The 25,696-nt window shown below is 68.1% G+C and carries 23 protein-coding genes; 11 read left to right on the forward strand and 12 right to left on the reverse strand.

The window, feature by feature from the left end:
• Positions 1-8 precede the first annotated feature (8 nt).
• The 9 genes from pcaG to ABD658_RS04870 form a co-directional block, all read right to left on the reverse strand.
• The gene (gene pcaG / locus ABD658_RS04830) at positions 9-605 is read right to left on the reverse strand and encodes a protocatechuate 3,4-dioxygenase subunit alpha (RefSeq protein ID WP_311025646.1); all 597 of its coding nucleotides are present in this window, start codon (positions 603-605) and stop codon (positions 9-11) included.
• Positions 606-607: 2 nt separating this feature from the next.
• Complete coding sequence (gene pcaH / locus ABD658_RS04835; RefSeq protein WP_070159054.1) at positions 608-1,399, reverse strand: protocatechuate 3,4-dioxygenase subunit beta; 792 nt, start codon at positions 1,397-1,399, stop codon at positions 608-610.
• Between the two features lie 65 nt (positions 1,400-1,464).
• A complete protein-coding gene (locus tag ABD658_RS04840) occupies positions 1,465-2,256 on the reverse strand; it encodes an IclR family transcriptional regulator (protein WP_344684643.1) in 792 nt (263 codons plus the stop codon).
• Between the two features lie 389 nt (positions 2,257-2,645).
• Positions 2,646-4,022 carry a TRAP transporter large permease gene (locus ABD658_RS04845; RefSeq protein WP_344684645.1) on the reverse strand — a complete coding sequence of 459 codons (1,377 nt, stop codon included), beginning with the start codon at positions 4,020-4,022 and terminating at the stop codon, positions 2,646-2,648.
• A complete protein-coding gene (locus ABD658_RS04850) occupies positions 4,019-4,528 on the reverse strand; it encodes a TRAP transporter small permease (RefSeq protein ID WP_344684647.1) in 510 nt (169 codons plus the stop codon). The genes ABD658_RS04845 and ABD658_RS04850 overlap by 4 nt, the downstream gene beginning before the upstream one ends.
• 132 nt (positions 4,529-4,660) lie before the next feature.
• On the reverse strand, positions 4,661-5,734 hold the full coding sequence (gene dctP / locus ABD658_RS04855) for a TRAP transporter substrate-binding protein DctP (protein WP_344684649.1): 1,074 nt from the start codon (positions 5,732-5,734) through the stop codon (positions 4,661-4,663).
• Positions 5,735-5,792: 58 nt separating this feature from the next.
• Positions 5,793-7,394 carry a benzoylformate decarboxylase gene (mdlC, locus tag ABD658_RS04860; protein ID WP_344684651.1) on the reverse strand — a complete coding sequence of 534 codons (1,602 nt, stop codon included), beginning with the start codon at positions 7,392-7,394 and terminating at the stop codon, positions 5,793-5,795.
• A 183-nt stretch (positions 7,395-7,577) separates the two neighbouring features.
• The gene (locus ABD658_RS04865) at positions 7,578-8,498 is read right to left on the reverse strand and encodes a ketopantoate reductase family protein (protein ID WP_344684654.1); all 921 of its coding nucleotides are present in this window, start codon (positions 8,496-8,498) and stop codon (positions 7,578-7,580) included.
• Entirely contained in the window at positions 8,498-9,445 is a 948-nt protein-coding gene (locus tag ABD658_RS04870; protein WP_344684657.1) for a LysR family transcriptional regulator, read from the reverse strand. Before ABD658_RS04870 ends, ABD658_RS04865 begins: the two co-directional genes overlap by 1 nt.
• 286 nt (positions 9,446-9,731) lie before the next feature.
• On the opposite strand from ABD658_RS04870, the gene ABD658_RS04875 reads away from it, so the two are divergent.
• The 6 genes from ABD658_RS04875 (at position 9,732) to ABD658_RS04900 (ending at position 15,797) form a co-directional block, all read left to right on the forward strand.
• Positions 9,732-10,997 carry a 4-hydroxybenzoate 3-monooxygenase gene (locus tag ABD658_RS04875; RefSeq protein ID WP_344684659.1) on the forward strand — a complete coding sequence of 422 codons (1,266 nt, stop codon included), beginning with the start codon at positions 9,732-9,734 and terminating at the stop codon, positions 10,995-10,997.
• A 99-nt stretch (positions 10,998-11,096) separates the two neighbouring features.
• Entirely contained in the window at positions 11,097-12,554 is a 1,458-nt protein-coding gene (locus tag ABD658_RS04880) for a benzaldehyde dehydrogenase (protein WP_344684661.1), read from the forward strand.
• Positions 12,555-12,657: 103 nt separating this feature from the next.
• Positions 12,658-13,947 (forward strand): MFS transporter, encoded by a 1,290-nt coding sequence (locus ABD658_RS04885; RefSeq protein ID WP_344684663.1) that lies wholly within the window; start codon positions 12,658-12,660, stop codon positions 13,945-13,947.
• A gap of 195 nt (positions 13,948-14,142) precedes the next feature.
• Positions 14,143-14,520, forward strand: a complete 378-nt coding sequence (locus ABD658_RS04890; protein ID WP_085437264.1) for a YidH family protein — start codon at positions 14,143-14,145, stop codon at positions 14,518-14,520.
• Positions 14,520-14,852, forward strand: a complete 333-nt coding sequence (locus tag ABD658_RS04895) for a DUF202 domain-containing protein (protein ID WP_344684667.1) — start codon at positions 14,520-14,522, stop codon at positions 14,850-14,852. The genes ABD658_RS04890 and ABD658_RS04895 overlap by 1 nt, the downstream gene beginning before the upstream one ends.
• 114 nt (positions 14,853-14,966) lie before the next feature.
• On the forward strand, positions 14,967-15,797 hold the full coding sequence (locus ABD658_RS04900) for a SurA N-terminal domain-containing protein (RefSeq protein WP_344684669.1): 831 nt from the start codon (positions 14,967-14,969) through the stop codon (positions 15,795-15,797).
• A 105-nt stretch (positions 15,798-15,902) separates the two neighbouring features.
• On the opposite strand, the gene ABD658_RS04905 is transcribed toward ABD658_RS04900, so the two are convergent.
• From ABD658_RS04905 to ABD658_RS04915, 3 genes are all read right to left on the reverse strand, one after another.
• A complete protein-coding gene (locus ABD658_RS04905) occupies positions 15,903-17,279 on the reverse strand; it encodes a DUF3100 domain-containing protein (protein ID WP_344684671.1) in 1,377 nt (458 codons plus the stop codon).
• A gap of 234 nt (positions 17,280-17,513) precedes the next feature.
• Positions 17,514-19,001 (reverse strand): chlorohydrolase family protein, encoded by a 1,488-nt coding sequence (locus ABD658_RS04910; RefSeq protein WP_344684673.1) that lies wholly within the window; start codon positions 18,999-19,001, stop codon positions 17,514-17,516.
• Positions 19,001-20,242, reverse strand: coding sequence for an amidohydrolase family protein (locus ABD658_RS04915; RefSeq protein WP_344684675.1), 1,242 nt, complete (start codon positions 20,240-20,242; stop codon positions 19,001-19,003). The genes ABD658_RS04910 and ABD658_RS04915 overlap by 1 nt, the downstream gene beginning before the upstream one ends.
• Positions 20,243-20,410: 168 nt before the next feature.
• Here ABD658_RS04915 and ABD658_RS04920 point away from each other — a divergent pair, with 168 nt between their 5' ends.
• The 5 genes from ABD658_RS04920 to ABD658_RS04940 all read left to right on the forward strand — a co-directional run bounded on the left by ABD658_RS04920 (position 20,411) and on the right by ABD658_RS04940 (position 25,696).
• Positions 20,411-21,805: an MFS transporter gene (locus tag ABD658_RS04920; RefSeq protein WP_344684677.1), complete on the forward strand. Its 1,395-nt coding sequence runs from the start codon at positions 20,411-20,413 to the stop codon at positions 21,803-21,805.
• Complete coding sequence (locus ABD658_RS04925; RefSeq protein WP_311025655.1) at positions 21,729-22,376, forward strand: GntR family transcriptional regulator; 648 nt, start codon at positions 21,729-21,731, stop codon at positions 22,374-22,376. Before ABD658_RS04920 ends, ABD658_RS04925 begins: the two co-directional genes overlap by 77 nt.
• A 163-nt stretch (positions 22,377-22,539) precedes the next feature.
• Entirely contained in the window at positions 22,540-23,517 is a 978-nt protein-coding gene (locus tag ABD658_RS04930) for a Bug family tripartite tricarboxylate transporter substrate binding protein (protein ID WP_344684683.1), read from the forward strand.
• A gap of 11 nt (positions 23,518-23,528) precedes the next feature.
• Complete coding sequence (locus ABD658_RS04935; RefSeq protein WP_170922591.1) at positions 23,529-24,035, forward strand: tripartite tricarboxylate transporter TctB family protein; 507 nt, start codon at positions 23,529-23,531, stop codon at positions 24,033-24,035.
• Positions 24,036-24,061: 26 nt separating this feature from the next.
• Complete coding sequence (locus ABD658_RS04940) at positions 24,062-25,696, forward strand: tripartite tricarboxylate transporter permease (RefSeq protein ID WP_344684685.1); 1,635 nt, start codon at positions 24,062-24,064, stop codon at positions 25,694-25,696.

Genomic DNA, 25,696 nt, shown 5'->3' on the forward strand with positions numbered 1-25,696 from the left:
CCATCGTGTCAGTCCACCGGGCCGGTGACCTGTGGGGTGTTCGGGTAGCTCAGGAAGACCGTCTCGTCCTGGCCTTGGAACCGGATGTCGAAACGCAGGCCGCCGTCGTCGTCGCGGGCGGCGATCAGCGTGTGGCGTCGGTCCTCCGGCACGGAGGCCAGCAGGGGGTCGGCGGCCAGGGCGTCGGTGTGCTCCGGCAGGTACGCGCGGGTGAAGAGTCGGTCCATCAGTCCGCGGGCGAAGACCGTGACCAGGATGAACGGTGCCGCACCGGCCGACGTCGGGCCCGGCTCCACAGTGGTGAAGCTGTAGTGGCCCACTGCGTCCACGGCGGCCCGGCCCCACCCGGTGAAGGTGTGGCCGTCACGGTGCAGGGAGCCCGGCTCGGCAGGGATGCGGCCCTCGCCGTCGGGCTGCCAGATCTCGATCAGCGCGTCCGGGACGGGGGCGCCGTCGCCGTCGTAGACGGTGCCGTGCAGCCGCACCGCCTGCGGGTGGGAGCGGTCCACCAGATCCGGCCCGCCCTCGTAGGGCAGCGCGAAGCCGAAGAAGGGGCCCACCGTCTGGGCGGGGATGGGGGTCAGGTCGCCGGGGGTGCGGGCCATGATCAGTGCTCCTCCTGCTCGGACCAGGTGCGGTTGCTGCCGGACAGGACGATGTCCCAGCGGTAGCCGGTGTTCCATTCGTGCTGGGACACCGAGTGGTCGTACTCGGCCACCAGGCGGTCGCGCGCCTTGGGGTCCGTGATGGACTGGTAGATGGGGTCCAGGTCGAAGATCGGGTCCCCGGGGAAGTACATCTGCGTGACGATCCGCTGGGTGAAGTCGGTGCCGAACATCGAGAAGTGCAGATGCGCCGAGCGCCAGGCGTTGTGGTGGTTCTTCCACGGGTAGGGCGCCGGCTTGATGGTGGTGAACGTGTATTCCCCGTTCGGGCCCGTCAGTGCGCGGCCGACGCCGGTGAAGTTGGGGTCCAGCGGGGCGGGGTGCTGGTCCCGCTTGTGCATGTACCGGCCGGCGGCGTTGGCCTGCCACATCTCGATCAGCTGATTCGCCACGGGGCGGCCGTCGCCGTCGAGCACCCGCCCGGTGACGACGATGCGCTCTCCGATGGGCTCACCGTGGTGCTGGATGGTCAGGTCCGCCTCCAGCGGGGAGACGTCCTGGTGGCCGAAGGCCGGGCTGTGGAGCTCGATCTCCTCGGGGTCGGCGTGGTGCAGCGACTTGGTGGGGTGGCGCAGCAGCGAGCTGCGGTAGGGCGGGAAGTTCAGCCGGGCGCTGGTCTCCTCCCCGTCAGTGGCCTTGCGCGATTCGTAGTCGCGGTGGATCTGGGCGATCTCGGCGTCGATCTCCTCCTGGGAGGCCGCCGCCGCATCCGGATCGGTGGGCTTCTCCGCCATGGATCCGCTCCTTCGCAGGTGAGACCGAGCGCTCCCTCAGGATGCCGGTGGGGACGGGTGCGTCCTCAGTCTGCGGGGCTCTCCGGGGACCGCACCACGGGTGTCTCATTCAATGGCACGGTCGGCTGGGGCATGGCGCGGCTGATGCCGCGGGCGGCGGTCTGCAGCGCCATGAGGAACTGCGGGATCTCGGGCGAGTCCCGCGGTACGACGACGGTCAGCGCGGCCAGTGCGCGTCCGCGAGGGTCCAGCACCGGCACGGAGAGCCCTGCGGTCTCGGTGTTGATGACGCCCACCAGCAGTGCGTGGCTCCGCCGGCGGGCCTCGGCGAGCTCCCGGCGCAGCTCCGGCCGGGCCGTCTCCGCGCGGTCCCCGTGCTCGCCCCACCAGCGCTCGGCGGAGCGCTGAGGTGCGAAGGCCAGCAGCACATGCCCCATGGAGGTCAGATGCGCCGGCATGGTGGTCGCCACCTCCGCCGGGTTGGCGACGGCACCGTGCCGAGAGAGCCGCTCGACGATCAGCGCACCATCGTCGGCGAGCACCGAGAGCTGGGTGGTCTGCCGGACCACCGCATTGACGTCCTGCATGTACGGCAGCGCCGCGGTGCGCAGCTCCCGGTGGATGGGGGCGTGCTGGGCGATCTCCCACACCCGGCGCCCGACGACGATCTCCCCGCCGTCGGTGAGCGCCAGCAGGCCGCGCGTGCGCAGCTCCCGGATGAGCCGGTAGCCGGTGGTCCGGGGCAGGCGTGCGGCGGCGACGAGGTCGCCCGGGGTCTGGGCCGGCTGCTCCTCCAGGGCGGCGAACAGTCGCATCACACGGTCCAGGACGGCGTCGCCGCTGGGGGAGTTGGCCATGGGATCAGGGTATCGGTACCCTTCGTCGCGAGCGGAGAAGTATCGGCAGAGTGACCCGAGGCCGGGAAGCCAGATGCCATTGAATGAGGGATCCTCGTGTTGCTGGGACAGAGTGATTGCCACCACGGGGATCCCAGAGTGATCCCACTGACTCTCGATGAGAAGGAGCGCCCCGATCGCCGACCTGACAGGCCCACGTTCACCACTGTGCGCCGTGGGTGCGCATGCTGCAGATCGCGACGCACGGGATCGAGAGGGAAACAGGCGAACGGCGTTGATGCCACCCAGAGGACGCAGCGATCGGGCCCTGGCTGAACTGGTGCGCACCCGCATTTCGGGCACTGCGTGGAGGCGCTCATGGGCCGGCAGCGCGGGCCACGGTGAGCAGGCTAATCCACCATCGAGGGCAGCCAGAGGACGATCTCCGGGAAGGCGAAGAACAAGATGAGAATCCCGATCTCCAGGACCACGAACGGCCAGACCCCGCGGAAGACCTCGACCACTGACACTCGTGCCGTACCCGCGACGACGAAGCAGTTGATGCCCACCGGTGGGGTCACCATTCCGATCTCGATGAGCTTGACGATCATGATTCCCAGCCAGATCCCGTCGAAGCCCATGGACATCGCCACCGGATAGATCAGCGGCACGGTGATCACCAGGATCGCGATGGACTCCAGCGCCATCCCCAGCGGGATGAGGAAGGCCAGCAGCGTCGCCAGGATCAGCCAATCCGGCAGATCCAAGGCGGTCACCGAGTCGGTCAGCGACTGGGGCACCTGGGCGACGACGAAGAACAGTGAGAGCAGTGCAGAGCTGACGATGATCGCGAACACCATGCTGGTGGTCTTCGCCGTCTCCTTCAGCGCCTCCACCACTTCGAAGGCGACGCCTCGCACACCCTCCCCGCGGAATTCCAGGACCACCATCGCCAGCGCGGTCAGCGCGCCGATGGCAGCCGACTCCGTGGGCGTGAAGAGGCCGGTGTAGATTCCGCCCATGATGATGACGAAGATGATGGCCAGGCGTACCAGCCCTCGCCACGGCAGCGGGTCGGAGTCCTGAGCTGCACGACTCCTGGTGATCTCTTCATCGATCCCGCCGGAGAGGTCGTCCACCAGCTTGGCGCCTCCGCCGCCCGCCGCAGCGGGAACCTTCGCCAGCCGTTGAGTGCGAATCAGGATATAGGCGGAGTAGACCACCGCAGAGAGGACCCCGGGGATGATGCCGGCCGCCAGCATCCGGGCGATGGACTCGCCTGTCAGGATCGCATAGAGAACCAAGAACAGACTGGGCGGGATCATCGCGCCCAGCGTCCCGGCCACGGCAACCAGAGCCCCAGCCAGGCTCACCGGGTAGCCGGCCTTGCGCATCTCTCCGATGGACAGCTTGGACATCGTCGCCGCCGTGCCGATGCTCGATCCCGACACTGCGGCGAATCCTGCACAGGCGGCCACGGTGGAGATCCCTAATCCCCCCGGAAGGCGGGTGAAAGCCCTGCGGGCGACGATGAAGACCTGCTCCGCGATTTTCGCCCGCACGGCGAAGACCCCCAGCAGGATGAACATCGGGATGATCGTCAGCGAGAAGGTGTGGGCCTGCTCAAAGGAGGCCGCTGCCATCGAACTGGTCACGAATGTCTCGTTGCGTAGCATTAGCAGGCCGACTGCTCCTGAGGCCGCCAGCGCGAGCCAGACCGGCATCCGGGCCAGTAGCAGTACCGCCATGAGGAGCAGGACAAGGGCGACCACGAATTCGCTGTTCACGCTCCAGTCTCCTTCCAGGCCTGTCCGTCCGCACCGGAGGGGTTTGGTGCGGAGATGACTTCCTGATCGGGTGGGTCCGGTTCGTCGTCCTCACCTAGCAGCGGCTCGTTGCGGAACGAGAGATAAGCGTTGATCAGCGCGATGATGAGGAAAGAGAGGTATCCGACGACGATCAGCCATCGGGCAGGCCAGACGGGCCAGTCCATCATGCCCGCCTGGATCTCTCCGATTTCCGTGCTCTGTATAGCGCGTTCGGTGGTAGCCACGAGCAGCCAGACCACCATCGTCGCCGAGGCCGTCCAGACCACCCCCGCGAGCCGGCGGGCCGCTCCGAGGGGAAGTTTGGAGGTGAGCAGGTCCACAGAGACGTGCGCATTGGTCGCTCCTGCATAGGCCAAGCCGAGGAAGACACAGGCCACCAGGGCCGACTCGCTCATCTCCAGGAGCCCGGCCACGGAGCGGCCTGCGACATTGCGGTTGATGACATCAGCCGTGGTCGCCACCATGATGGTGATCGTCGCCAAGGAGGCGAGGGCTGCCAGCGGTGCGGAGATGCCACGGGCGATCCGTCGCAAGAGTCTGGAGAACTGTTGAGGTGCGGGGGTATCCATACAGTGGGTGCTCGCCTTCCTTGTGCGTCACTGACGCTCGGCGCAGGCGATGGTGGGGTCCTGCTCCACCTCGCCCTGGTACTCGTCGAGCTTCTCCTTATAGGCCTCCAGGTACCCTTCGGGGTCCTCGAGGCCGTCTCGTTCGGCTTCCTCGATCCAGAGCTCCTCGAGGCTGGTTCCCAGCTCGTCGCTCCAGCGCTGAGCCTCCTCCTCGTCCCACTGAGTGATCTCGCCGATCGTCTCCAAGGAACGGTCACAGATGTCTGTGAGGACCTCGGTGTTGATGCGGGCCGCTTCGTTCCGGTTGAACTCCTCGGTCACCTCGTCGACTACCTCACGCAGGTCGTCTGGGAGCCCGTCGTAGACATCCTGATTGATCCACATGCCGATCGTCGTGTAAGTGCCCACCCCGGGATCTGTCCATTTCGGAAGGACGTCCTTGAGCTGATAGGCGATGAGTCCGTCCAGCGGGAATCCTGCGGCGTCGGCCACTCCCCGTTCGATGCCCTCGTAAGTCTCAGGCGCAGTGAGCGAGATCGGGCTCGCTCCGGCGGCCTCGACCGCATGGTGTGCGTACTGGCCGGCCATGCGCAGGCGGAGTCCCTCCAGGTCGTCCAGTGAGCTGAGCTCCGTGTCTCCACCCAGCAGAAGGCGGCCTGGAGGAACGTGGGCGATCATGCGCAGCCCGTTCTCGTCCCAGAGCTGGGCGGCGCCTTCATGCTCAGTGCTCAGATCGTAGATCGCGTTGGTGACAGCGAAGCTGTTGGGGTTGAGGAAGGGAATGCTAGCAACCGAGGCCATCGGGAACAGCTGAGAGGAATAGTCCGTGAGGGTCTGGCCAACATCCGCCCGCCCGTCACGGACACATTCTGGGATCTCCGAGCTGCTGCAGAGAGAGTCCCCTGCCGCGACGTTGAAGGTCAGCCGTCCGTCGGTACGCTCTTCGATCTCCTGGTACCACCAGTTTCCCATGTACTCGCTGATGCTCTCGGGAGTGGCCCACGAGGCGACATTGAGCTCGATATTCTCCTCGCCTGACTCTCCGCCACAGGCGGTCAGTGCCAGGGACGCCACGGCCCCTGCTACGGCGCTCTTCCTCATGATTCTTCGCGAATTGGTGTTCATCCGAATTTCTCCCTCCACTAGGTGAGTGCGAGGCTCACGAGACGTGCGCGTCGATGAGCACGGGCCCTTCGCTCTCAAGTGCTTCTCGGTAGGCATGGTCAAAGTCATCGAGCGTGGAGACCCGCTGCGCGGGGACCCCGTAACCCTCCGCGATGGCGACCACGTCGATGCCCTTCACGTCGAGCCCGGGCATGTTGACGGCCCCCATTCGCCGGGAGAATCCCTTCAGTGCTCCATAGCCGGAGTTGTTGACGATGACGAAGACCGTCCGGGTTCGCCTCTGGGCTGCCGTGTACAGCGCTGAGACTCCGTAGTGGAGCGACCCGTCTCCGACTGTCGCGACGATCGTCTTGTCCGGCGCCCCGAGCGACATGCCTACGGCGGCCGGGATGCCGAACCCCAGGCCACCCGAGGCAGGGAAGTGGTACATCCCGGGCCGGTCGATGACGATGCGTTCCAGATAGTCCAGATCCAGAGTGGTGGTCTCGTTGACGTAGGCGACGGTCTCGTTCAGATGGGTGTTGAGCACCTCCAGCAGCTGAGTTCCCGTCATCGTCTCGTCGGTCTCTCCTTCAGGGGTGCGCTGGGGCTTCTCCCTTTCCCTTGGCCGGCGCTTCCCCTGGTCCTCGGCTGTCTCGGCCAACGTCGTGAGAGCGGCGCCGACCTCCGTGAGCAAGGACGTCCCGAACGGGGCCCGTGAGGCTTCCCTGGGGTCCTGGGTCAGGTGGAACACCGTGGTGCCGGCTGTCAGGTAGTTGCTCGGCTCCCAGCGGTGGTAGCGGAAGAGCCCGGCTCCCACCACCAGCACGAGGTCATGCTTCGCGAGTCGGTCCCTCACCGAGCGGATGCTCGGGACGAGAACGCCCTTGTAGTTCGGGTGCCGGGTGGGGAAGGGGGCACGTGAGGGTGAGGGCGCGACGAACACTGAGGCGTCGGTCTTCTCAGCCAGGCGGACTGCGGCGCCGAAGATCTCCGGATCGTCCACGGCGGCCGCGTCGACCTGCGGTCCCAGGACGATAGCCGGGGCTCGGGAGGAGTTCAGCGCGCTGGTCACCTCGGCCAGAGACTCTGGATCAGGCGTCGCGCCAGCGCGTACTGATCGCCCTGCGAGCAGCTTGTCGTCGTCAAGGGCCGGCAGCGCCCAGTCATCTAGCGGCACAGAGACATAGACGGGACCGCGGGGCTGCGTCTCGGCCTCGAAGAAGGCCTGGGACAGCGTCCTCGGCACGTCTTCGGCCGCCAGAGGTTCATGGGAGTATTTGACCAGCGGAGCAGGCAGGATGGAAGCATCTGCGCTGCCCAGCATGACCTCCTGGCCCACGGTCCGTCTCACCTGCTGGCCCGCCAGGATGACGAGAGGGACGTGTCCATACCGGGCGTTGGTCAGCGCGCCCATGGCATTCCCGCTCCCCGAGGCCGCATGGAGGTTGACGAGGGCAGGCTTCCCCGTGGCACGGCTGTATCCCTCAGCCATTCCGACGACCACCTGCTCGTGCAGCCCCAGGATGAAGTCGAAGTCCTCCGTAAGTCCCGCAAGAAACGGGATCTCATTGGAGCCAGGGTTGCCGAAAATCTTGGTGACCCCGTGTCTGCGGAATACCTCGAGGGTGGACTCAAGGACGGTGTGCTGCGCCAATCGGATGCCTTTCTGCCCTGCGTGTTCCATTGGAAACGTGACCGAGCAAAAGGTTCGGCACGCAAGAACACCGTATGTGACGTGAATCGCACGGATCTAATGAATGATTTCGAGTGAACCTATAGATAGCGTCTATACATTCACTCGTCGGAGGCGCATCCCCGGAAGTGCAGCGGCGGGTGCTCAAATCAGGCGCATGCGGGCCCTCACCACGTCACACAGAACGTCGAGGTGCGGTGTACGGATGCCCAGCCTGCGGGCTTGTGCCGCGACCGCACCGCCGATGGCATCCACCTCGGTCTCCCGCCCTGATTCAAGGTCGGCCAGCATCGAGGTCTTATGGCTTCCGTGTTCTTCGTAGGCCCGCTCGATCTGCGCACGTACCCCGTGGTCATCTACATCCACGTCGAGGCCGTGGGCGACCGCCAATGCCTCTTCCAGTACCGCATCGGCTAGCTTTCGGGCTGACTGCCCCTCCTTGACGGCGCCCACCGTGAGCCCTGTCGCGGCACTGACGGTATTGAGGACCGTATTGAAGATCAGCTTCTCCCACACAGGGATCATCACGCGTGGATGCGTCAGGGTCCTCAGGCCGGCGGCCATCAGCATGGCGGCCGCGGACTCAGCCGCCCGGCGGGCGTGGGGAGCGTCCCCCAGGGGGCCGAGCACGATCCGCCCCTCCTCCGAGGAGATGACACGACCTGGAGCGGTCTGATCTGCGGGATACGTCGTCACGCCCATCAGTACTCGTTCACGGCCCACCAGCTCGGCAAGGGGCTCCTCGTTGCCCAGTCCGTTTTGCAGCGTGAGGGCGTACGTCTTCGGGGAAGCCAGATGTCGGATTGAGTCCACGGCGGCCCGAGTATGGACGCTCTTGGTAAGGAGGATGATCAGTTTCGCCGGCCCTTCGGCTTCTGCCGCAGGGGACGCCCGCACAGAGATGCTGCGCTCCCCCTTCTCCGTGCGCACCCGGAGGCCCTCTGACTCGATGTGGTGGATCAGGTGCTCGGAGACATCGATGAGCACCACCTCAGAGCCTGCGTCGGCAAGGCGTGCCCCGATGAGCTGCCCCATGGCCCCCGCGCCGACGATCGCGATATCCATTATTGTCTCCTCTCATCGGACGACGTACTGCTGGCGGAGTGCGCCTCCACTTCGGGAGGGCAGGTCTGCGGCGGAGGGATGGCCCGGAGCTCCTCGACCGCCCACTGCGCGAACCATGCCCCAGCAGGCGACGTGGGATGGGCTGCAGTATGGGCGCGGACGGTGGCGGTGAAGGATTCCCTGGGGAGCGCCCAGGCGTCGAGGTCCCATCCGGCCGACCACATCTCCACGAGCGCCAGCGGTACATATGCCACTAATTCTGTTGTCGCGACGATCGCCGGAATCGCGGAGAATGCGGGAAGCAGGACGGAGCCGACCGCGGGGGGTGGCATCAGGGACTCGACGAGGGTGTGCCCGATTGAGTTCTTCGCGATCACCCGGGGCAGGGAGGCCAGCTCGTCGAGCGTGGGTGACTGGAAGCCGAATCTGCTCCGCCGCGCGACGCAGCAGTACGAGTCGGTGCGCACCGTCGTTGACTTGAGCGCGCCCTTGATGTGGGTCGAGGAGACAGCGAGGTCGACCTGACCCTCTTCCAGCTCACCGGGGGCGGTGTCTACATCGAGATTCACGACGTCGACCTTGCTCAGAGGCGCTATGGCTGAAAGCTCGGCGATCAGTGTCGGGAGAAAGAGCAGCTGCCCTACATCGGTCAGGGCGAGTCTGAATGTCTCTCGCGTGTTCTGCGGATCGAAAGCGGAGAGCCTGCTGACCGCCGCCTCGGCCTTCGCTGGGAAATCGCCCATCTCTTCATAGAGCAGCACCGCCGCTCTGGTCGGCACGATCCCACGTCCTTCACGGACGAACAGTGCATCTCCCGTCTCCCGCCGGAGGCGGTTCAGAGCATGGGTTACCGAAGGTTGTGACATGTGAAGGCGACTGGCAGCAGCCGTTACGGTGCCTTCCTCGTACACCGTGACGAAGACCCGGATCAGATTCAGATCCATCATCACCTCGCGTCTCATTGCAGCCTCGGTGTCATCGACTCGGAATGCTCACCGGCTTCATCGGCGGCCCAGCTCCTGGCCGACTCCTCGCTTCTGGCTTGCCCCGAGGTCAGCAGAAGCGGCGTCAGCGCCACGTTTACGGTCGCACGAAAGCCATGCAGGCACCTTAGGTCTCTCATTCAATGGGACTGCTGTGGCTTGGGCTACATGACTCCGGCCACACTGAGGGAGGCATTCGAGCGGAGGGCCGCCATCCAAGCAGCGGCGTGAGTGGAGAGCGAGGGAGCGGATGGATCAACAGACCAGCCGAGTCGACGTCGGCATCGTCGGCGGCGGACCCGCCGGCCTGATGACCGCGCTGCTGCTCAAGCGGCGCGGCATCAGCGCCGCTGTCGTCGAACGCCGCAGTCAGGAGGCCATCCGCACCACCCAGCGAGCGGGCATCCTAGAGGCGCCCACGGTGGACATGCTGGTCGACGCCGAGATCGGCTCCCGGGTGCTGACCGAGGGGCACGAGCACGAGGGCACGGTGCTCAGCTTCGACGGCGTCCAGCACCGCATCGACTTCCAGGAGTTGGTGGGCCGTTCGGTGTGGCTCTACCCGCAGAACGAAGTGTTCCGTGACCTGGCCACCGCCTGGCAGGCCGAAGGCGGCGAGATCCACTGGGAGGCCGACGACGTCGCCGTCGAAGGGCTCGAGTCGGAGGCCCCGGTGATCACCTTCACCGATGCCGCCGGAGAGCCCGGGCGCATTGAGGCGCAGCTGATCGTCGGCGCTGACGGGTCCCGATCCATGTGCCGGAGGCTGATCCCCGACGAGGTGCGCACCGACTACTTCACCAGCTACCCGTTCGCCTGGTTCGGGATCCTCTGCGAGGCCCCGCCGACCGCTCCGGAGCTGATCTACGCGAACTCCGAGGTCGGGTTCGCGCTGATCTCCCAGCGCAACGAAGACATCACCCGGATGTACTTCCAGTGCGATCCGGACACCGATCCGGAGTCCTGGAGCGAGGAGGCGATCTTCGACCACATCCAGCAGGTCCTCGGCGGCGAGGAGGTCGTGCAGCTCAAGCGCGGACGGATCATCGAGAAGACCGTGCTGCCGTTCCGCTCCTACGTGTGCGACCCGCTGACCCACGGCCGGCTCGTGCTCGCCGGCGACGCCGGCCACACCGTCCCGCCCACCGGCGCCAAGGGGCTCAACCTCGCCTTCTCCGACGTGCGCGCCCTGGTGCCGCGCATCGTCGAGTTCCTCGAAGGGCTGACGGGCGGGGAGGGGCTGACGGCTGGGGCCGACGACGTCGGGTCGGGCCCTGGTGCCCCCGCGGACCTGACCGCGCCGCTGCGGCGCTACTCCGCCACCTCGCTGGATCGGGTGTGGAAGGCCCAGAACTTCTCCTGGTGGGCCACCAACCTGCTGCACCGCGCGCCAGACGAGGACGAGTTCGCCCACCACCGGCGCCGCGGCGAGTTCCGGGCGATCACCGGATCCGTCCATGGCCAGGCCTACTTCGCGGACTCCTACACCGGCTGGGCAGGCGACCGGCACGACTGAGGCCGACTCGGCTGAGGACGACCGCACCGAGACTGAACTCCCAGAAGACTGCGACGAGACGACGGCACTGGCATGACCGAACAGATGACGGAGGCACCGATGACACTGCTGGACACCACCACATGGACAGGCAAGATCCACTCCACGAGCTGGCGCGACGGATCGGACGGAGCGATCACCGTGCGCGAGCCGGCCACCGGCGAGACCCTCGGCACCGTAGGCGGGGCGTCGCGGGAGGACGTGCTCGCCGCCTCCCGGGCGGCCTCCGCGGCGCAGAAGGAGTGGGCGGCCCGCAGCCCCCGGGAGCGTGCGGCTGTGCTGCGCCGGGCCGGTCAGCTCTTCGAGGAGCACGCCGAGGAGATCGGCTCCTGGATCATCTCCGAGACCGGAGCCATCCCGCCCAAAGCCGGGCTCGAGACCACGATCGCCGCCGATGAGTGCTACGAGGCCGCCGGGCTCCCCACCCACCCGCAGGGTGAGGTGCTGGCCACCAACGACGACCGCTGGTCCCAGGCCCGACGCCGCCCCGCCGGCGTCGTGTCGGTGATCGCGCCCTTCAACTTCCCGCTCATCCTCTCCATCCGCGCTGTGGCGCCGGCCCTGGCGCTCGGCAACGCCGTGCTGCTGAAGCCTGACCCCCGCACTTCGGTGTCCGGAGGTGTGGTGCTGGCCCGCATCTTCGAGGAGGCCGGGCTGCCCGAGGGGCTGCTGCACCTGCTGCCCGGCGGCCGGGAGACCGGCTCCGCCGTCGTCGAGGCCCCGGAGGTGCGCGTGGTCGCCTTCACGGGTTCCACCGAGGCCGGACGGTCCATCGGGGAGAGCTGCGCCCGGCTCCTGAAGCGGCCCCACCTGGAGCTGGGCGGCAACAACGCGATGATCGTGCTGCCCGACGCCGACCTGGACCTCGCGGTCTCTGCGGCCGCGTTCGGCTCCTTCCTGCACCAGGGGCAGATCTGCATGACCACTGGACGTCATCTGGTCCACGAGGACATCCATGACGAGTACGTCCAGCGGCTGGCCGAGAAGGCCGAGACGCTGCCGGTGGGTGATCCCGCCCGCGAGCAGGTCGCACTGGGGCCGATCATCGATGAGAACCAGCTCAAGCGGGTGGACTCCATCGTCCAGGAGACCGTGCTCCACGGCGGCCGCGTGGTGGCGGGAGGCATCCATGACGGACCGTTCTACCGGCCGACCGTGCTCACCGACCTGACCGAGGAGAGTCCCGCCTGGGCACAGGAGATCTTCGGGCCGGTGGCCCCGGTGATGCGCTTCCGCACCGAGGAGGAGGCCATCTCCCTGGCCAACGGCAGCGCCTACGGGCTCTCCGCCTCCATCCTGGGCGACGTCGGCGCGGCCATGCGTATCGCCGACCAGCTCGCCTCCGGGAAGATCCACATCAACGAGCAGACCGTCTCGGATGAGGCCTATGCCCCCTTCGGCGGCGTCGGCGACTCCGGCAACGGGAGCCGGGTGGGAGGCGCGGCCGCCAACATCGAGTCCTTCACCGAGCTGCAGTGGCTGACCCTGCGTCCGGAGATCGCCCAGTACCCGTTCTGACACCGTCCTTCTTGACGCTGTTTGTCCCGATACAGGCCAGGCCGACGCCGTCGTCGGCTCCGGCGTACTCTGAGCAGGGGTGAGAACACGTCAGGAGGTGCGGGTGAGCAGAGGCGAGCCGTCACAGGTGGATGCATCGGGCCGCGATAGCCCCGGGATCGGGCTGCTGGCCGCGCTGCTCGGTGCGGTGGGGATCGGCCCGGTGCTGCTCTACGGGCTCAGCGCCACTAGTGAGCTGGTGATCGCCGACCTCGACATCACTGAAGCCCAGTTCGGACTCTTCGCCACCGTCTGCTTCGCCTGCGCCGCGGTGGGCAACGCGTCTCTGGCCAGGCTCTCGGACCGGCTCTCCGACCGTGTCCTGATGAGCCTGATCTTCCTGCTCGTCGCGCTCGCCCTCGGTCTGGCCGCCGTGCCGGGAGGCTACGTGCTGGTGCTCGTGGCCGCCGGGCTCTCCGGGCTGGCCCAGTCCTTCCCCAACGGGGTCACCAACAGGATCCTGCTGCAGCGCGTGCCTGCCCGCCGACGTATCGGCTGGGCCGGAATCAAGCAGTCCGGGGTGCAGGCCAGCCAGCTCACCGCCAGTCTCGCCTTCCCCGCCCTGGCGGTGTGGATCGGCTGGCGCGGCGCGTCCCTGCTCTCTGTGCTGCTGGCCCTGGGCCTGATGGCGCTGACCTTCCGGGCCCTGCGGGCGGCACCGCCGCTGAGCGCCCCCGATCCTGGCCACTCCAGGCCGACCTCGGCCTCCCCGGGTGCGACGCCGGCGGCCCCCAGCGCGTCACCGGCCGCGGCCCGGGGACCGGAAGGGGCGTCGTCGACATCGCGCCTGCCCGGTGCGGTGTGGGCGCTGACGCTCTTCGGCTTCCTCAACGGGCTTGGCGTCCAGGCGACCAACGTGTACCTGCCGCTGTTCGCGGTGCGGGAGCTGGAGTTCAGTCTGCTGGCTGGCGGCATGACTGCCGCGGCCGCCGGCGCGATCGGGGTGGCCGCCCGCGTGGGATGGGGCCGGGTGACGTCGCGCGGCGCCTCTGCACCGAGGCTGCTGCTCGCCCTGGCGCTGATGGCGCTCGCCGGGGCCGGGACGTTCCTGCTGGCTGGGGCGACCGGATGGGCGGCGCTGCTGTGGCTGGCCGTGGCGCTGCACGGGGCCTCGGCGCTGGGGGTCTCCGTGGTGATCATGGGGACGTTGCTGCGCCGCATCCCCGCGGAGAAGATGGCTTCGGCCACCGGGATCGCCACTGCGGGGATGTTCGCTGGATTCACCCTGGGCCCGCTCGTGATGGGGCTGCTGATCGGCGCCACGGGAGGCTTCCAGGCCGGGTGGTTGGCCGCGGCCGGGACCTATGCCGGCTGCGCAGTGCTCGCCGCCACGCTGGTGGCCCGGGGCCGGTGACGTCCTGCTGCGTTGCCGCCGGAGCAATTGTCGCTAAACGTCGCTTCAGTGCCTGGATTCCGACCACCGCTCCGGAGCCAAGGGGTGGGGCGCCAAGGGTCCGAGTGCCGACGTGGCAGACTCGTGGTGGCGCAGCCGACGGGTGAGGCCGTCGCAGCAGCGGCATCGACGCGGTGCTGAGACAGGGAGGAGCGCATGGCAGAGTCCACGGATCGCGGGTGGCTGGAGTCGAAGCTGCTCGCCGACGGCGAGGAGCCGGACCCCCGGTTCACCCTCGCCAATGAGCGCACCTTCCTGGCCTGGATCCGCACCGCCCTGGCCTTCCTGGCCGGCGGCATCGCCCTGGAGGCGTTCGCCGCCGACGTCTTCGCCGACCCCTACCGGACCATCATCTCCGTGCTCACCATCGGGGTCGGGCTGCTCATCAGCCTTGGGGCGGCGGCCCGCTGGCTGCATGTTGAGCGCAGCCTGCGCCGTCGTCGTCCGCTGCCCATGCCGTTGATCATCCCGGTGCTCAGCTTCGCCTCCGGGGTGGCGATGGCGGTGGTGATCCTGCTGGTGGTCATCAGCTGATGCCGTCCACCCCGGCCGCACTGCACGGCGACCCCGGGCTCCAGCCGGAGCGCACCGTGCTCTCCTGGGGCCGCACCATGCTGCTGTTCGCCCTCATCGGCGCAGTGTTCCTGCGCTGGATGCCGCACTACGGCCTCTGGACCCTGCTGCTGACGCTGGTCTGCGCCGGTGTCGCGGCCGGCATCTACCTCACCCAGCGACTCCGCTACCGGCGCCAGTCCCGCGGGGTCCAGCAGGAGAAGGTGGAGGCCGACGTCGTGGCGGTCCTCTCCACCACCGGTGCCGTCGTCGCCCTGGGCGTGTTGGGCCTGTTCGCGGTGCTGTGGGCCTGAACGCCGCCTGAACGTCCGGCGTCGAGTCTGGTGACGGGCTGGATGGGGCCTGGCTTGCATGTTGTGTCCCGTGTGCTACGTTGCCCGCTCATCCACGATCAGGAGGTGCTTGTCATGTCCAAGAAGCTGTTGACAAGCTGTGCCCTGGCCGGCGTGCTCCTCGGAGTCGCGGCCTGCGGCGATGCCCCCGAGGAGGGGGCTGACGCGGACACCACCGCCGAGGCGGAGCAGGGTGCCGAAGAGCAGGGTGCCGAGCAGGGCGCCGAAGAGCAGGGTGCCGAAGGTGAGGCCGGTGCTGAGGGCGAGATGCCCGAGCCGGACACCTCGGACATCCCCGACGTGGTCGCCGAGGTCAACGGGGAGGAGATCAACGGGGAGGACTTCGCGGCCTTCTACGAGAGCCAGTTCCAGCAGGCCGTCATGCAGTCCCAGATGAGCGGTGAAGAGCCGGACGAGGACGCCATCAAGGAGCAGTCCCTGGAGTCCATGATCGGCAACGAGCTGCTCATCCAGGACGCCGAGGACTCCGGCTACGAGGCCAGCGAGGGCGACGTCGAGGCGCTGTTGGAGGACACCGCGGAGCAGTCCGGCATGGAGTCGGTGGACGGCCTCATCGCCGCCTATGAAGAGCAGGGCATGGACGAGGAGCAGCTCCGGGAGGACGCCCAGAACCAGGTGCTCATCGATCAGGTGGTCGAGGACATCAACGTCGAGGAGCCCTCCGAGGAGGAGCTGCGGGACTACTACGACCAGTCCGTGGGTCAGCAGGCCCCGCCCGAGGAGGGCGCTGAGGAGGGTGCCGAGGGCGAGGCCCCCGAGGCCCCGGAGTTCGAGGACGTCAAGGACGAGCTCGAGGACCAGCTGACCAGCCAGAAGCAGGGTGAGGCCGCCCAGGCCCACGTGGACGAGCTCCGCGAGGACGCCGACGTGGAGACCCACCTCTGAGCCACTGACACGCATCGATCGGTCGATTCGAAGGGATTCTGAGGCCGGGGAGGCTGAGGGATCCCTTCGAATCGACCGATCGATGCGTCTGAGGTCAATGACCCATCAGGCTGCTGGAAGCGCGAACTGCGCGACGACGGCGGCCGCCAGATACGCGGAGCCCAGGGTGAGGAACCCGATGAGCACGACCTTCCAGCTCATCCTCTTCAGTCCTTCGATGTCGCGGCCGAGGCTCAGCCCGAGCATCGCGATCTGCGGAAGGCCGACCAGCAGCACATTGAGGTCCTGAGTCATGGCCACCAGGAACTCGGAGCCGGGGAAGAACGGCGCCGAGGCCAGGGTCGCCATGCCGAGCACCCAGATGCTCGCCGGCACTCCTCGGGTGTAGCGGGCCAGGAGGAAGGCCAGCACGGAGAGCCCGGTGACCATGGTGATGCCGATGATGCCGGTCAGGTTCAGCTCGCCGGTGCCCTGCCAGTTGATCAGCAGCCCGGCGACGCCGGTGAAGATGAAGGCGGCCACCCAGGCGGCGATGGTCTTCGGCGGCGGCGGGTCCTGAGGCTTCTTCGCCCGCGCGGAGCCCTCCTCCGGGGCGGGGGCAGGCTCGGCGGCGATGCTGCGCGCATCGGCCTCCTCCTTGCGGAGGATCTTGACCCAGACCCGGTAGAACCAGCGGGCGAAGGGCAGCACCACATAGACGCCCATGTAGAAGCCCACGATGTTGGTGACCAGGTTGGAGATCGCGGCCAACGCCATGATCTCGCCGGCCATCTCGGGGTAGAGCACGGTCAGTGAGCCGGCGCCGCCGAGCATCATGGACGCGGAGCCGAGCCCGCAGGCCAGGGCGAGGGCGCGGGGGTCGAAGATCTCCAGGCCGCCGGTGACGCCGGCGATCAGAGAGATGAAGGCCGCGCCGAAGACGGTGCCGAGCAGCCAGACGCCGAACACGCCCTGGTACTCCGGCGCCCGGACACCCCACTTGTCGATCGCGTAGGCCAGGTAGGACTCGCGGTTGGCCGACCAGGTTGCGCCGATGGCCACCCTCCCCAGTCCCATGGCCACGGCCACTGGAATGCCGATGATGACGGTGCCGAAGGCGTTGCCCAGCTCCTGCAGGGCGATGGCGGGTCCGATGTCCACCAGGTCCGGCAGGGAGGGGCCGATGCCGGTGCCCAGCAGGGCGAGGAAGACGACGATCCCGACCCGGATCAGCAGTTCGCTGACGGCTCGCGTGGGCCCGGTGACGGGACGCCAGGGCTGGAGTCCGACGACGGCGCCGATCAGCACTGCCCACAGCAGGGGGAACAGCACGATGGCGGCGAGGCCGATGGTGAGCTCATAGGTGCCGATGAGGACGGCGGCCGCCGAGACGCCGACGCCGAGTCCCATGGCCCACATCCAGGAGCGGCGTGTATGCCGCTGGAGCGGTGATTCGACGGCGATCGGTTCCGACTCCGCCGCAGTCTGTCCGGTGGTCTGCATTCAAGCCTCCCGCGTGAATTGGTATACCAAAACCATAGGGAGCCGTGTGACGTCCGTCAATAGCTGCTGTGAGGCATTTCACAGAGTGAGAAGGTTCTGTCGCTCAACAGCAGGCGCGGCGTCGCGACGCGGACGAGCCGGCCCGGGAGCAGGGGGAGACTCCCGGGCCGACCCGTACGGCGGCGCCGGTCCATGGCGCCGATCAGGGGAGCAGCGCCCTCTCAGGCGCGGCGTTCAGCGGATCGGGAAGCTCGGCGGCTGCAGCTCCTCCAGGCTCCGTCCGGCATGGTCGCTGACCGTGTGGGAGGCGATGTACTCGTCCAGGAGCTCCTGGGCGCGCGGGAGGTAGTCGCCGTCGTCGACGGTGAGGATCGCCCCGTCCTCGACGATGGTCCGTCCGGCCACCACCACGCGGGTGATGTCCCGGCCGTCGCCGTTCATCACCAGAGTGCGCACCGGGTCCGCATGGGGGCCCACATGGGTGCCGGTCAGATCCATCACGAAGTAGTCCGCCTGCGCGCCCGGCGCGAGCCGCCCGAGGTCCTCCCTGCCCAGGGCGCGGGCCGGGTCCAGGGTGGCCGAGCGGAACAGGTCATGCGGCTGGGCCGCCGGGCCCCGGCCGGTCAGCGTCTTGGTCATGGCCATCGCCAGGTCTAGGGCGCGGACCATGTTCGGCGGGGCGGAGTCGGTGCCGATCACCACCCGCACTCCGCGCTCCCGGTAGGACTCGTAGGTGTCCATCGCGGAGCCGTAGTGCCCGCTGGGGATCGGGCAGAAGATCACCGAGGTCCCGGACTCGGCCAGCAGCGCCAGGTCATCGATGCTGTCCCCGCCAGCCCCATGCTCCGGACCGCTGATCTCGGCAGGCATGTGCCGATGCCCCGGCATGGTCCAGGCATGCGGAATGAACGTGCGCTCGCCCAGGAAGCCGATCTCCGCCAGATGCGGCAGCGAGCGGCGCGCGGTGCGGGCGATCATCTCCCGGTTCTCCTGGATCCCCTGGGCGGCGTGCAGGCGGATCGGCACGTCCAGGTCGTCGGCCGCCTGCCGGGTGAGCCGCAGCGTCTGCTCGGTCTGCGTCTCGATGCGCGCCGGCAGCAGCGCCCCGCGGATGAGTCCGCCGGCGGCGCCGTCGTAGTCCTGGATGAACCGCACCGCGTCGTCCAGCCCCTCCAGGCCCTTCCGCTCGTCCCGGTGCAGCAGCATCTGCGTGCCGTCGGTGTAGGGCACATGGGTCCGGTAGCTGGGCCCCAGGTAGGCCCGGATGCCCAGCGCCTCTACCGCCTCGGCGGTGTCGGCCATGTCCTGGTAGTCCTCGCACCATTCCTTGTAGGTCTCGGCGGCGATCGGCATCATCGTGGTGATGCCGTTACGGATCAGCTGGCTGATCGCGAATTCGCGCCGGAACTTCTCCTGGGATCGCGTGAAGCGCGGACCGTGATCGTGCAGGTACTCCTCGGACCAGGCCAGGCCCAGCAGCCGGGAGGCGTCGGGCCAGCAGTCGAACAGGGCGTGGTCGATGTCGGCCAGTGCGTTGAGGTCGATGAAGCCGGGGGAGATGACGGCGTGGCCGGCGTCGATCTCCCGGTCGGGGGTGCCCGGCCAGTCACGGCCCACGAAGAGGATCTCGGCGTCGTCGTGGACGAGCTCGCCGTCGGGGATCAGGCAGTGGTCGCCGTCGGCGTAGCCGATGACGAACCGGGCGCGGATGCGGGTGATCATCAGCGGACACCTCCGATCAGCTCGCCGCCGGAGGCCACCAGCCGGCCGGCGGAATAGACGTCACGTGCGGCAGGGCTGTCCATGACCGCCGCGGTGACCGTGTCGGCCTGCAGCAGGATGAAGTGCGCGGGAGCGCCGACGGCGAGGCCGAACTCGGCGTCGTCGAGAAGGCTCACGCCCTCGGGGCGGGCTCCGGCCATGACCATCGCCCCGCCGCGGGAGGCGATGTCCACGCAGGCCTCGACGTCGGCGTCGCGGCGGAACCCGTTGGTGAAGGCCAGCTGCCAGGTCCGGCGCAGCAGGTCGCCGTCGCCGTAGGGACTCCAGTGGTCACGCTGCCCGTCCTCGCCCAGGCCGAGTGCGACCCCGTGCTCACGCAGCAGGCCCTGAGGCAGGGAGCCGATGGAGGGGGCCACCGTGGTCAGCGAGACGCCGGCCTCGGCGAGCTGCTCCACCACGCGGGCCACCTCCTTGTCCGGATTGGTGTGCAGGGCGAAGGCGTGGGAGACCGTCACCTTGCCCTGCAGGCCCAGTTCCCGGGTGCGGTGGGCGATCTCCTCCATCGAGAAGATGCCGGCGGTGCCGGACTCGTGCAGGTGGATGTCGGCGCCCGCACCGTGTTTCTCGCACAGCCCGAACACCACGTTGAGGTGGGAGACCGGGTCGCGGTCATAGAGGACGGGGTCCAGGCCGCCCACCAAATCCGCGCCCTCGGCCAGCGCCTGGTCGAGCAGGTCGACGACGCCGGCCTCCCGCTGGATGCCGGCCTGGGGGAAGGCCACGATCTGGTGGTCGATGATGTCGGTGTACCGGGAGAGCCCCTCCTGCACGCCGTGGAACCGCTCCAGGCCGCAGTCGGAGTCCACCTGGGCGTGGGAGCGGATCCGCACTCCGCCGGAGGCGATGATCTGCGCCAGCGCGTAGGAGGCCTGGTCGGCCACGCTGCGCTCGCCGTCGCGCCATTTGCGACGGTCGTTCATGATGTAGCCGTGCAGCGTGCCGTCTGCGGTGTGGGGCAGGAAGGTCTGCCCGAGGCGGTTCGAGTCCAGGTGGGAGTGGACGTCGCCCAGGGCCGGAAGCAGGACGCGGCCGCCGCCGTCGACGATGTCCGCGCCGTCGGGGGCGGGAGTGGTCCCGGCCGGGATGATCTCCGCGATGCGGCCGTCCTGGACCGTGAGGTCGACGGCGGGTTCGTCGGGGGTGCGCGGGAAGAGTCTGACGTCGGTGAATCGGGTGGTCATCCGCTGTCTCCTGGATGGTCGGTGATGTCGGGCGTCGACGGCGTCGGTGGAGCTGACAGGGTCAGTCTCGGGCGACCTGCCGAGGGAGTGGGAGAAATCACGTCCAGGTATTATGGTATACCAAACAGGAGTGGCACGATATTGAGGTGACAGGATCAGGAGGCGGGCATGAGAACTGACGCGCAACCCGGACGGGGCGCGACGGCCCTGGCCGTCCTGGCCCTGGCGCTGCTGGCCGTGTGCCTGCGTCCCGCCGCGACGTCGCTGGGCCCCGTGCTGGCCGAGGTCGAAGCTGCCTTCGCGCTGCAGGGGTGGCAGTCCGGACTGCTCACCGCGCTGCCCGGAGCCGCCTTCGTGATCTTCGGGGCGATCTCCTTCCTGCTGCTGCGTCGACTGGGTCTGTTCTGGTCCCTGGCCATCTGCGCGGCGGCCATCGGCACCGGGCTGGGCCTGCGGGTGCTGGTGGACAGCTGGTGGGGCTTCGCGGCGTTCACCACGCTCTCGCTCGCCGGCATGGCGATGGGCAACGTGGTGCTGCCCGTCTTCGCCAAAGCGCGTTTCCCCGAACGCCAGGCCGTCTCGGTGACCGTCTTCATGGTGGGACTGGGGCTCGGCGCCTCCGTCCCAGCCCTGCTCACCGCGCCCCTGGCCGAGCATGTCGGCGGGTGGCGCCTGGGGCTGGGAGTGTGGGCCGGACTGCCGCTGGTCGCGCTCATCGCCTGGGCCGCCCTGCGGCGCCTGGGCGGCGTCCCGGCCGCCTCCACCCAGAACCGCGGCGCCTCCGGGGCGGTCGGCCGCATCACCGCTTCGTCCGGGGCCTGGATCCTGCTGCTCTACTTCGGGCTGCAGTCCCTCCACGCCTATACGCACTTCGGCTGGCTGGCCCGGATCTACCGCGACGCCGGCCTGGACCCTGTCGCCGCCGGCGCCATGGTCGCGATCATCGTTGCCGGAGGCATCCCGGGCGGCTTCATCGCCCCCCAGATCGTGGTGCGCCGCTGGCATGTGCGCAGCGTGCTCATCGGCTACGGCCTGATCTCCGCCGTCGGCTACACCGGTCTGCTGGTCGCCCCCACCGCCACCCCATGGCTGTGGGCGATCTGCCTGGCCATCGGCGGGTTCTCCTTCCCCTCGGCGCTGGCGCTGATCACCGCCCGCACCCGGGATCCGGAGGTCACCGCGCGGGCCTCCGGCTTCATCCAGTCCGGCGGCTACGTCTTCGCCGCCCTCGGCCCTCTCGCCATCGGCGTGGTCCTGGAGCGCACCGGCACCTGGACCGTGCCGCTGGTGGGGCTCATCGTGCTGGCCCTGGCCATGGCCGTCGTCGCCTGGTGGGCCTCCTCGCCCGACTCTCTGGATGATGAGGTGGCGCCCGACGGGCCGCCGCCGGGCGAGTCGCAGGAGGCGGCCGATGCGAAGACGGGCGGCGCGGAGACGAGCATTCCCGAGGCGGGCCCAGCAGACGCGGAGTGGAACAATGAGGCCTATGGCCGAGCCAGAGAACAGAGAGTCCGAGACGACGCGCGTGGCCACCCGGCTGCGCGAGCAGATCATCGACGGTGAGCGCCCGCCCGGCAGCAGGCTCGTCGAGCGTGAGCTGGCCGCCGAGCTCGGCGTGAGCCGGGTGCCCGTCCGCGAGGGTCTGCGCCTGCTGGCCGCCGAGGGTCTCATCACGCCCCGGCCCCGGACCTGGGCCATCGTGCGCGAGTTCACCGAACGTGATGTGCGCGAGCTCGAGGAGGTGCGCACCTCCCTGGACACGCTGGCCTTCACCTCGGCCGCCCGGCGCCACGACGATGCCGGACTGGCGCGCCTCGAGCGTGTCCTGGTCAACGGGGAGGCCGCGGCCCAGGCCGGCGACGCCGTCACCGCCCACCGTGCCGCGGCCGCCTTCCACTCCACCGTGGTGGAGCTGGCCGACAACACCCACCTCCAGGAGCTGTGGGGCACCATCCAGAGCCGGGTCCGCTGGATGCTCAGCCAGCATGACGACCTGCTGGTGGTCACCCAGGAGCACCGCGGCCTGTTCGAGGCGCTCGCCTCCCGGGACGAGGAGCTTCTCGAACGTCTGGTCGTGGAGCACGCCCAGACCAGCCGGGACCAGCACCGCGAACGTCAGGCCCGCCGCAGCTGAGCGGCGACCGTACGAACAGGAGCGGCGGATGTGGCGGGGACCGAGCTCCGAGACATAACGTTCCGTGGGGTCACCTATAATCAACTTATCGTTTTGTGATGTCCCATCCACTGTCATTATGAAGTGCACCACACTTCTGTACCGATGACCCGTGGAGGACAAGATGAGGAACCGCAGTGCACTCTTCGCCCCTTGGGCGGTTCTGGCCTTGCTGGCCGTGACGGCCTGCGGGCCGCAGGGCGGAGACGGCTCTGACTTCCCCTCCCAGAACGTGGAGCTTCTCGTCGGCTTCGCGGCGGGAGGCCATAATGACGCCACTGCGCGCAAGTTCGCCGAAGGGCTCGAGGCCGAGCTCGATGCGAACGTGCTGGTGGTCAACCGGGAAGGCGGAGGCGGCGCCATCGCCGCGACGGAGGCTGCGAATGCGGCCGCCGACGGCCACACGTTGCTCTTCGCCCCAACCGGTGCCTTCACGTCGGTGCTGCTTCAGCAGGACGTCTCCTACGGCATCGAGGATTTCCGTTCCGTGGAAGCCGTCGCTGAGAACGCGTTCGTGATCGTGGTCCCCGATGACTCGCCGGTGGAGAGGTTCGAGGACCTTGAAGACGTCGGCGACCGGATGACCTACTCGGCCTTCGGCGAGGGCCACCAGACTCACCTGATCGGAGAGGGGATCGTCCAGGGTTACGGCCTGGACGCGGAGGTGGCGACCTTCCCAGGCGGCGCCCCTGCCTTGCCCGCGCTCGTCAATGGTGATGTCGACTGGGGCGTCCAGGACATCACCAGCGCCCTGCCACGAGTCCGGTCCGGGGAGCTTCGCATCCTGGCCATCAGCACCGACTACCTCCCCGACGCTCTCGATGAGGAGGTCCCGACACTCGGCGAGTTGGGGTTCGAAGAGCTTCAGACGGCCGGTTCCCAGGCCCTCGTGGTACCGGCCGATACGCCCCAGGAGGTCTACGACGTGCTGGCCGCGGCGTCGACCGCTGTCGTCGAATCCGACGAGTTCGTGGAGTTCGTGGAGCAGTCCGGCGGTGCGGTCCCAGATGTGGAGGGAGAAGCCTGGTTCAGCGAGTACATGCCGACTGAGCTGGAACGGTTCCGGTCGCTGTTCGAGGATCTGGGCCTTGAGGTTCCGTGAGTCCGATGGCGATGCGGAACTCTCAGCCCGCACGGGAGCAGGAGCCCCTGCGCGAGCACCTCGATGACTTTGAGGGCACTCCTCAGCTGGATGAACCCGGACCCGTCGACTGGTGGTCGCCGGTGGTTCTGGCTGCCCTGGCCGCCGTCGTCATCATCCCCGCGGTCCAACTGGGCCTTGGCTCCATCGCCAGGCCGGGTCCGGGCCTCTGGCCCTTCCTCAACGCGATGCTGGTGGTGGCGGCCATTCCGCTGCTGCTGGCGACCCGGCACCGGTTCCATCCGCCGAATCGGTCTGAGCTGACCCGGGTCGCCCTCGTGGCCGGCCCGCTCCTGCTCTTCGTCCCCGCCTATGACTGGCTGGGCCTGATTGGGGCGGGGGCTCCCGTGATGTTGATCGTGGCGCGCTTCGTGGCACGCATGAGGTGGCGGACGTCGATCCTGATCGCTGTGATCGCACCCGCCGCCGTCTACGCGCTCTTCGCCCTGGCCCTCGGGGTCAACCTCCGTCCGTTCTGATCCACCTGAGAGAAGCGACTTTTCCCATGACCGACATCCTCGCGGGGCTGGGGCACGGATTCAGCGTGGCGTTCCAGCCCGAGAATCTGCTCTTCGTCCTCATCGGCGTCACGGTGGGCACACTGATCGGCCTGATCCCGGGGCTCGGGCCGGTGGCGACCATCGCACTGCTGCTCCCTCTGACCTTCTCGCTCGACCCCGCCGGTGCCGTGATGATGCTCGCCGGGATCTACTACGGATCCATGTACGGGGGTCGGATCCCCGCTATCCTGCTGCGTCTGCCGGGTGACGCCTCTGCGGTGGTGACCACGTTCGACGGATATCCGCTGGCTCAGCAAGGCCGTGCCGGACCTGCGCTGGGGATCACGGCGATCGGTTCGTTCCTCGGGGGCACGGTGGCCATCATCGGGTTGTCCTTCCTTGCTCCGACGTTGGCAGGGGTGGCCAAGTCGGTCGGAAGCCCGGACATGTTTGTCCTGGCCGCGATGGGGTTGCTCATGATCGTGTTCCTCGGCTCGGGGTCGAAGGTCAAGGCGATCGTCTCGGCCGCGCTGGGGGTGATCGTCGCCACTGTCGGGTTGGATCCCACCACGGCTGATCCACGGCTGACCTATGGCAGTTTCGAGCTGACGGCCGGTGTCAGCATCGTCGCCGTAGCAGTGGGGCTGTTCGGGATCGGCGAGATCCTGTACAACGCACAGCAGGGCTTCTACGGCGGTCTGGCCCGATCGGCGATCGGTAGGGTCCTCCCAACGCGCGCGGACTGGCTGATGACCCGGATGGCGATCCTGCGGTCCTCGATCATCGGATTCTTCATCGGCATCATCCCAGGAGGAGGGGGCACGATCTCCGCGGTGGTGGCCTATGGGGCCGAGCGGCGGTTCTCCCGCCATCCGGAGAAGTTCGGCAAAGGTGCCATGGACGGCCTGGCCGCCACGGAGACCGCCGACAACTCTTCGTCGAACTCTTCCTTCCTCCCGCTCCTGACCTTGGGCGTGCCCCCGAATCCGGTCCTCGCCCTGATCTTCGGTGCGCTGCTGCTGCACAACATCACGCCGGGCCCGCAGCTCATCGATGAGCACCCGGACGTCTTCTGGGGCGTCATCGCCTCCATGTACGTCGGCAACATCCTGCTGCTGATCCTCAACCTGCCGCTGATCGGCCTCTTTGTGAGACTCCTGCGCATCCCGGGCGGAATCATGGCTCCGATCATCCTGATGGTCGCCGTGGCCGGCGTGTACTCGGTCCGGAACTCGATGTTTGACGTGCTGCTTGCGGTGATCTTCGGCATCGTCGGTTACGTGCTGCGCACTTTCAACTTCGGGCTGGGACCCTTCGTCCTGGGGTTCATCCTGGGACCGCTGCTGGAGGAGCATTTCCGGCGCTCAATGGTGCTCTCGGACGGATCGTTCATGATCTTCCTGACCCGCCCGATCCCCCTGGTGCTGATGTCGCTGCTTCTCGCGGTGATCATCTGGACCGTGGTGGACTCCCGCCGGAAGAACATGCGCCCCACCATCGACCAGTTTCGGGAGGCCGAGCGTGCGGAGGGTGTGGTTGCCGAGTCCGACTCAGGAGCCCGCCCGGGGTCAGAGGGCGAGCCAGTTGCAGAGGGTGACACGCCGCGTCATCCGGGAACCGATCCTCGACACGACGCCTGA

The sequence above is a fragment of the Nesterenkonia aethiopica genome, from assembly GCF_039534665.1.
GTDB lineage: Bacteria > Actinomycetota > Actinomycetes > Actinomycetales > Micrococcaceae > Nesterenkonia > Nesterenkonia aethiopica.

Excerpts from the sequence above, each read along its gene's own strand:
- pcaG (WP_311025646.1), bottom strand. The coding sequence starts at position 605 with ATGGCCCGCACCCCCGGCGACCTGACCCCCATCCCCGCCCAGACGGTG.
- pcaH (WP_070159054.1), bottom strand. The coding sequence starts at position 1,399 with ATGGCGGAGAAGCCCACCGATCCGGATGCGGCGGCGGCCTCCCAGGAG.
- ABD658_RS04840 (WP_344684643.1), bottom strand. The coding sequence starts at position 2,256 with ATGGCCAACTCCCCCAGCGGCGACGCCGTCCTGGACCGTGTGATGCGA.
- ABD658_RS04850 (WP_344684647.1), bottom strand. The coding sequence starts at position 4,528 with ATGGTGGCGACCACGGCTGATGTCATCAACCGCAATGTCGCAGGCCGC.
- dctP (WP_344684649.1), bottom strand. The coding sequence starts at position 5,734 with ATGAGGAAGAGCGCCGTAGCAGGGGCCGTGGCGTCCCTGGCACTGACC.
- ABD658_RS04865 (WP_344684654.1), bottom strand. The coding sequence starts at position 8,498 with ATGGATATCGCGATCGTCGGCGCGGGGGCCATGGGGCAGCTCATCGGG.
- ABD658_RS04870 (WP_344684657.1), bottom strand. The coding sequence starts at position 9,445 with ATGATGGATCTGAATCTGATCCGGGTCTTCGTCACGGTGTACGAGGAA.
- ABD658_RS04875 (WP_344684659.1), top strand. The coding sequence starts at position 9,732 with ATGGATCAACAGACCAGCCGAGTCGACGTCGGCATCGTCGGCGGCGGA.
- ABD658_RS04880 (WP_344684661.1), top strand. The coding sequence starts at position 11,097 with ATGACACTGCTGGACACCACCACATGGACAGGCAAGATCCACTCCACG.
- ABD658_RS04890 (WP_085437264.1), top strand. The coding sequence starts at position 14,143 with ATGGCAGAGTCCACGGATCGCGGGTGGCTGGAGTCGAAGCTGCTCGCC.
- ABD658_RS04895 (WP_344684667.1), top strand. The coding sequence starts at position 14,520 with ATGCCGTCCACCCCGGCCGCACTGCACGGCGACCCCGGGCTCCAGCCG.
- ABD658_RS04900 (WP_344684669.1), top strand. The coding sequence starts at position 14,967 with ATGTCCAAGAAGCTGTTGACAAGCTGTGCCCTGGCCGGCGTGCTCCTC.
- ABD658_RS04905 (WP_344684671.1), bottom strand. The coding sequence starts at position 17,279 with ATGCAGACCACCGGACAGACTGCGGCGGAGTCGGAACCGATCGCCGTC.
- ABD658_RS04910 (WP_344684673.1), bottom strand. The coding sequence starts at position 19,001 with ATGATCACCCGCATCCGCGCCCGGTTCGTCATCGGCTACGCCGACGGC.
- ABD658_RS04915 (WP_344684675.1), bottom strand. The coding sequence starts at position 20,242 with ATGACCACCCGATTCACCGACGTCAGACTCTTCCCGCGCACCCCCGAC.
- ABD658_RS04920 (WP_344684677.1), top strand. The coding sequence starts at position 20,411 with ATGAGAACTGACGCGCAACCCGGACGGGGCGCGACGGCCCTGGCCGTC.
- ABD658_RS04925 (WP_311025655.1), top strand. The coding sequence starts at position 21,729 with ATGGCCGAGCCAGAGAACAGAGAGTCCGAGACGACGCGCGTGGCCACC.
- ABD658_RS04930 (WP_344684683.1), top strand. The coding sequence starts at position 22,540 with ATGAGGAACCGCAGTGCACTCTTCGCCCCTTGGGCGGTTCTGGCCTTG.
- ABD658_RS04935 (WP_170922591.1), top strand. The coding sequence starts at position 23,529 with ATGCGGAACTCTCAGCCCGCACGGGAGCAGGAGCCCCTGCGCGAGCAC.
- ABD658_RS04940 (WP_344684685.1), top strand. The coding sequence starts at position 24,062 with ATGACCGACATCCTCGCGGGGCTGGGGCACGGATTCAGCGTGGCGTTC.